Raw genomic sequence first — 7004 nt, forward strand, 5'->3', positions numbered from 1 at the left:
GGACTTACAGATAGTGTCGCATTAAAAAGCAATGTTGTTACACCATTATTACAAAAAGTGAATGAAGACAGTCAAATATTTAATTCTAATATTATTGCTACTCATACCAAAATAGTATATACATGGAATGAAATTAAAGAAGGATTACTTGAGGGGCAATGTGTACTATTTATGGAAGGAGAAAATCGGTCACTTCTAATAAATACAAAAGGCTGGGCAGAGAGAGCAATTCAAGAGCCAATTTCAGAAGTTACTATTAAAGGATCACATGATGGTTTCATTGAAAATGCCACAAAAAATATAGGCTTAATTCGTCGATATCTTCCTTCTGCAGAGTTAAAAATCAAAAAGTTGACGATTGGAGAACGGGCCACTTCTTTCGTATACTTAATTTACTTAGGTGATGTAGCAAACGCAGATGTAGTCCAAGAAGTAGAAACCAGAATCTGTAAAATTAAAACAGATGCAATATTGAGCATTGGTGAACTATCTAATTTTACAAAGGATCAAAATTGGTCTCCTTTTCCACAGGCTTATTTAAGCGAACGCCCAGATGCTATTTCAAATCATATACTTGATGGAAAAGTAGCGGTGTTAATGGATAGATCCCCTGGCGCAATGATTGTTCCAATGAATTTAATTGGATTCTTTCAAACTCCAGATGATTATAATATTCATTGGCTCGTTGCATCATTTTTTCGCTTATTACGATTTGCAGGATTTATTATAGCTATTTTTTTACCAGCATTTTATATAGCTATAGTCTCTTTTCACTTTGAAATCATTCCTATAGATTTATACACTTCTATTGCAACGTCAAGAGTCAAAGTCCCTTTCTCTCCCTTATTGGAAGCTTTTATAATGGAAATCACACTGGAAATGCTACGTGAAGCGGGTATTCGCTTACCACAACCAATTGGACAAACCATTGGAATAGTTGGAGGAATTGTAATTGGACAAGCGGCTGTTCAAGCTGGTCTTGTTAGTAACGTCATGGTTATCATCGTATCTATTACAGCCATTGCTTCATTTATTGTTTCTAATTATGATTTATCAAGTTCTATACGCCTTATTCGTTTTCCAATGATGTTATTGGCTTACTTTTATGGCATTGTAGGTATTGTTAGTGGATTAATGCTCTTATTTGCTCATTTTGTTTCACTAACTTCATATGGTTCACCATATGGATTGCCAATCGCGCCATTTCGTCTCCAAGAGTTAAAAGATTCTTTTGTAAGATTTCCTATTTCTATGCTTACCAGCCGTTCGAGTACAGGGCAGCCGAAACAAAGAAAGAAAAAAGAAGGTGGTTAACATGGGGAATCTTAAATTTAAAAATATAACTTTATTCGAATTTATTATTTTCATCCATTCGCTGCAACTTGCATCTGGTATGTTAATTATGCCAAGCCCACTTGCAACTACTGCTGGCACAGATGGCTGGATTTCAATCATTCTTGGATGGATGGTTACTTCTATAATCGGTGTATTTATTATATTAATGTTACAAAAAAATCCCAACAAAAATTTCTCACAAATCTTAAAAACATACTTTGGTAAATGGATAGGGACAATTCTTTTTCTTACATATGCCTTTTATCTATTTTTTGCTGGATTTAATACTTTATTAAAGGCAACTGATATTGTAAAAGTGTGGATATTCCCTTCCACTCCTGCTTATCAAATCACCATATTATTACTATTACCTTTTATTATTTTAGCCTTGAGTGGGTTAAGGGCTCTTACTAGTTATTCTATGCTTGTTTTCTTCTTCACTACTTGGATGCCACTATTTCTTCTTTTTTCACTAAAGAGTAACTACAATCCTTTACACCTACTACCTATTTTTAAAGAGGGATTATACCCTATTTTAAAGGCAACAAAAGAAACTATTACTCCTTATGCTGGCTTAGAAATTGCATATTATATATATCCGTTCTTACAAAAAAAACAAAAGGCCATAAAAGGACTACTAATAGCGAATACTGGAACCATGTTTTTCTATCTATATGTTACTATTCTTTCTTATATATACTTTAGTCCAGAGGGGATAAAAGACGTAATTTGGCCCGTATTTCATTTGTTACAAGGGGTTCGTTTTTCTTTCATGGAACGATTAGAAATTATTTATATCGCTTACTATTTAATTGTATTCTCCACTACTTTATATCCGTATTTATTTTTCAGTTTTGAATCTATGACCATATCACTTCAAAAAAACGCCCGAAATTGGGCGCTGCTTGCTTTTATGTTATTTATAGTTGGGCTATTTATTTTCCTAAATCCCGATGTGGATCAATATTTGTTTATATATTCTCTTATGGATATCTTAAATGTCATTTTCTTTATTCTATTACCAATCTTATTTTTCGCTTACAGTATTCTTTTTACTTGGATTACTAGGAGGAAACAACTTTGATTCGAAAATGGATATGGATTGTAATTTGTTGTGTGTATATAATTGGTTGTAGTCAGAGAATTCCTCTTGAGAAGGTTTCATTAATCCTTTTAATTGGCTTGGATAGAACCTCTAATGGAAACATAAAAGTTGGAACAAGCATACCACTCTTTCATCATAAGCAGCAAAAAAGTACTATAGAGCATTGGACACAAGCATCAACTGTATATAATGGATTCAGTAAGATAGATACGAAGTTAACGGGATATCTGACAGCTTCCAAAGCTGAAATCATTTTAATTGGGAAAAAATTAGCGCAAGAAGCAAATTGGTTGCAGGAGCTTGATTCTTCTTACCGTGATCCTTACGCTACCATTAATGCTAAAGTAGTACTTGTAGATGGGCCTGCAGAAGAAATTTTTAAAATTTATAAGCCTAGTAAACCATCACTATCATCTTATATAAATGGTGTAATCGAATCCTCAATTCAAAATAACCAATCCGTTTCTTCTACAATTCAGCAATTAATGAGAGAACAAAATGAAGATGGAATGACGCAAACTGTTCCAATTATCAAAAAAACAAAGAATGAAATCGACACAGTAGGAATTGCATTTTTAAATCGAAAAGGGAAATATTTGACTTATATCCCTAAAAAAGATGTTAAATTTTTCAATCTTATAAATAAGCCAAAAAGTAACGGGCGAATGATACTACACCTTGCACTTCCTCCTAAAAATTCCAACAAAAAAACAAATACTTCTATCTTCGTACAGAACGCGACAAGGAAGGTAGATGTTACTTTTCAAAACGGAAAGTTTGTATTTAATCTCGATATATATGCTAATGTAGCTTTAATAGAAAAAACCAATCCTAATTTAATTAAGGGGTACTATGATAATAAAAAAAATATAAATAATTTAAAAAGTGCTATTCAAAAAGAAATTAATAATAATTTACAAAATATGTTGTATGAAATACAGCAGAATAAAATTGATCCAATCGGATTATCCCTATATGCTAAAGCATTTCAATATAAAGAGTGGAAAAAAGTAAAAGGAGATTGGTCGCAAGCGTTAGCAGAGGCTAAAATAAATGTAAAGACACACGTCAAAATAAAAGATACTGGGACCATTAGAAATTAGTCTAATATTTAATAGCATTTCTTAATAGAATTTTCCCTCTTCAATAATTATTATGTAAAAGATACTAATTCAAAGAAAGATCTAATGGTTAAATGCTAACTACTAGATCTTTCTTTTTATCTAAGTATTTTTTTAGGATTACAATTTTCCTATAGTAAACAAGCACAGGTTTCTAAATTAAGTTACTGCAGAAAATATAACTCTGGCGCAATATCCCTACCAGCTTTCATTCCAATAGTAACTCCATGATATAACATCAAAGATGAAATCCCTCAACTTAGGTATTTGACTTTTTAAATTTATACAAATGTCTTAGCTCTATGTACTGTGATATATAGGTCCACATCAATATGTTATTGCATCATATACTGAACAGATAATTTAAATTACTTTTATAAAGGATGATGAGGATGAACCTAGAAGATATACAAAAATCCTATGGCGTAATTGTAAGTTTAGGAGGATTGTGTCAAGTCACCAACCAAATCAAAAGACACAATTTAAGAACATTTTCTGGACCTTTAGATTGGTTTTATTATCCATCACTTTCAGATGTAAACAGATTACTTCAAAATCGATTTAAAAAATTTATGAAGTTGGAAAATATGATTATAGAAGGTTCAGAAAGTTACGGTCTTATTGAATCAGAATTTGATAATCAAATTAAATGGGCAGAACGAATTACCTACTGTATAAAGGACACTTATTATAATTGTTTTTCAATGCATGATTTTCCTATTAATTCAGAAAAGGATTTGAAATCAACCTATCCTTCTTTTAAAGCTAAATTAGACACTAGAATTAATCAATTCCTTGAAAAAATAAATAGTAGTGAATCCATTTTATTCATTAGAATTTGGGGAAATCGAGATGAAGCGGTTGAATTACAAAACGTATTATCTAAAATTACAAATAAGGATTTTAATATCCTTATTGTTAATTTCAAGGAGGGTATATCTAATATTGTTGAACAAAATTGGGGAATATCGCGGGTTTGTTCAATTGAACTCCCACGTTATCAGGATAGATGGGAAGGTGATGATTCCGATTGGGATGTTATTTTAAACAAAATAACATTAACTTAATAATTTCCTTCTTACTTTTAACATGATTTGGCCCGTAAAATCAAATAGGTGTAGAGAAATAAAATTCCTGTCTAATTGATACACACTTAATTAACAAAACGTTCATATAATAATTCGTAAGTCCTTCTTTATTGAATAAATAGTTCTTTACAAAATTAATTCCATCACTAGAGCACCTTTATGCGGTGCTCTTTTTTGAATTTATAAAATGTAAAAATAGTTGTTCCATTTTCCTTCAAATGACTAATTCCCTTTGTTATTCTTCTGTTGATTTCTGTATAATCATTTATGCGATCAGCATATTCTGCTTATGTAGTGCATTCACGACTACTTACTTCCATACTTTATCTTATATTTTGTCTTCTTGGATATTTCATTACAAGCTTCTTCAATTCCCTTGATTTCCTTCCCCTTCTTTTATCTTAAGAACAAGCAATTTCTTTCATTAATATTAAATAAACTAAAGCATAGATTTTAAAAGAACCTAATTTACATATAATTAATGATAAACTACAATGTGTATTCTCCACGTTTAATCAGCATCTGAATTATAAATCTAACATATTTTTTTTAGTTGATTGTCATTATGGTACAACCGTGTATACATTTACCAAACAAACTACATAGTTTAAATTAGTAAAATATATAGAGAGGAAGGAAATAAATCTATGAAAGTCATAATTTTGTGTGGCGGAAAAGGGCTTCGGATGCAAGGAATTTTAGAGGACATTCCCAAACCATTAGTTCGAGTTCAAGGAAAGCCTCTCCTCTTGCATATAATGAATTGGTATAGAAAATATGGACATTGTGATTTCATTTTGCCCTTAGGATATAAAGGTGAGAAAATTAAGGAATATTTTATGGACTTTAGCTGGAAAGAGAATGACTTTAGTTTGAATTTTAAAACCAGTCAATATACGCTACTTCAGAAATTAGAAAATTGGAATATACACTTTATAGATACAGGAATTGATACAATGACCGGGGCAAGACTCAAAAAACTTGAATCCTTTGTACAGGGTGAAACCTTTTTATTAACTTATGGTGACGGATTAGCCAATATAGATATTGATCAACTAATAGCATTCCATAAAGAAAAAGGAAAAATTGCTACATTAACTGGAATTAAAAAAAATAGTCAATACGGCCTATTGGCGGTCGAAGATGGAATTGCTATTGATTTTAAAGAAAAACCATTACTTGATGAAGTAATTAATGGCGGTTTTTTTGTATTTAACAAAGAAATATTCGATTATTTAAGTAATAATGATGATTGTGTTCTAGAAGAAGATCCTCTTCGAAATTTAATAAAAGACAATGAGCTCGCAGTCTATGAACACAATGACTTTTGGGCTAGTGTCGATACACCTAAAGATTTAAAAACTGTAAATGAAAGTTGGAATCCAAATAAATTTTAGTGGAGAGGACTGAATAAGCATTGAACTCTAATGATAAAAAAATAAGTTTACCTCGATTGTATATCCCCTCTAATGAGAAAATAGTTAACCCACTTTCAACAGGAATTAAAGCTTCAAATCTCTCCAAAAAAAATACTCAAAAAAGAATTGATCCCCAATTCTATAATCAACAACATGATCTAAATAATCATTTCTGCGTCATTGTAGGTAGTGAGTATGTCTTGAAAATTATTGCTTTACAGCAATCATTAATGCAGTACTCAGAAAAATTCACATTGTGGATTTGTTGTATAGATCCTTTTGTATATTCACTATTAAAAGAAATGAGTTTAATTAATGTAAACCTTTTACAAGTTGAAGAATTGGAAGATCGTGAATTAAAAGCAATTAAGAGAAAAAGAAAAGTAAATGAATATTGTTGGACTTTAAAATCTGTCTTGATAGAATATTTATTGGTCAATTATGATTTACCATCTATTCTATATTGTGATGGTGATTTATGCTTTTTCTCTGACCCTAATATTATTTTTGAGGAATGGGGTGACCATTCTATTTTCCTAACCCCCCAAAGAGATCGTGATTGGGTAGAAAAAATGTATGGAAAATATCAGGCTGGTCTAATTGGATTTAAGAATGATCTCTATGGACTAAAAAGTGTAAGATGGTGGAAAAATAAATGTATAGATTGGTGCAGTGCCGAGGCTGAGGAGGGGAAATTTGGAGACCAAAAGTATTTAGATTATATCCCTATATATTTTCCAAAAGTAAAAATTTCAAATAACTTAGGTATAAATGCTGCGCCTTGGAACTGTATATATAATAACGATTATAAAATTGACAAGACTAAAAACGATATATTTATTGAAAACGACAAACTAGTTGTTTACCATTTTGCATGTATTACTATCTTTACTGAAAATGATTTTGATCTTTGGTCTTTGGGAGAAATTTCAATACC

The 7004-nt window shown here is 30.9% G+C and carries 5 protein-coding genes and 1 pseudogene; all 6 read left to right on the forward strand.

From position 1 onward, the window contains the following. On the forward strand, positions 1-1314 hold a 1314-nt coding region (locus ACQGSG_RS24850; RefSeq protein ID WP_426948245.1), incomplete at its 5' end, for a spore germination protein. A 1-nt stretch (position 1315) separates the two neighbouring features. Further along, positions 1316-2419, forward strand: a complete 1104-nt coding sequence (locus tag ACQGSG_RS24855) for a GerAB/ArcD/ProY family transporter (RefSeq protein ID WP_016111428.1) — start codon at positions 1316-1318, stop codon at positions 2417-2419. Further along, positions 2416-3543: a Ger(x)C family spore germination protein gene (locus ACQGSG_RS24860; RefSeq protein ID WP_000619985.1), complete on the forward strand. Its 1128-nt coding sequence runs from the start codon at positions 2416-2418 to the stop codon at positions 3541-3543. Before ACQGSG_RS24855 ends, ACQGSG_RS24860 begins: the two co-directional genes overlap by 4 nt. Before the next feature lie 410 nt (positions 3544-3953). Then, positions 3954-4628, forward strand: a complete 675-nt coding sequence (locus ACQGSG_RS24865; protein ID WP_001047148.1) for a papain-like cysteine peptidase — start codon at positions 3954-3956, stop codon at positions 4626-4628. Between the two features lie 668 nt (positions 4629-5296). Further along, complete coding sequence (locus ACQGSG_RS24870) at positions 5297-6046, forward strand: sugar phosphate nucleotidyltransferase (protein ID WP_325842462.1); 750 nt, start codon at positions 5297-5299, stop codon at positions 6044-6046. A 20-nt stretch (positions 6047-6066) separates the two neighbouring features. After that, positions 6067-7004, forward strand: a pseudogene (locus tag ACQGSG_RS24875) (glycosyl transferase); the annotation flags it as partial.

Origin of the sequence: Bacillus sp. GMa5/1, from assembly GCF_050172015.1 — a bacterium.
GTDB lineage: Bacteria > Bacillota > Bacilli > Bacillales > Bacillaceae_G > Bacillus_A > Bacillus_A cereus.

Excerpts from the sequence above, each read along its gene's own strand:
- ACQGSG_RS24855 (WP_016111428.1), top strand. The coding sequence starts at position 1,316 with ATGGGGAATCTTAAATTTAAAAATATAACTTTATTCGAATTTATTATT.
- ACQGSG_RS24865 (WP_001047148.1), top strand. The coding sequence starts at position 3,954 with ATGAACCTAGAAGATATACAAAAATCCTATGGCGTAATTGTAAGTTTA.
- ACQGSG_RS24870 (WP_325842462.1), top strand. The coding sequence starts at position 5,297 with ATGAAAGTCATAATTTTGTGTGGCGGAAAAGGGCTTCGGATGCAAGGA.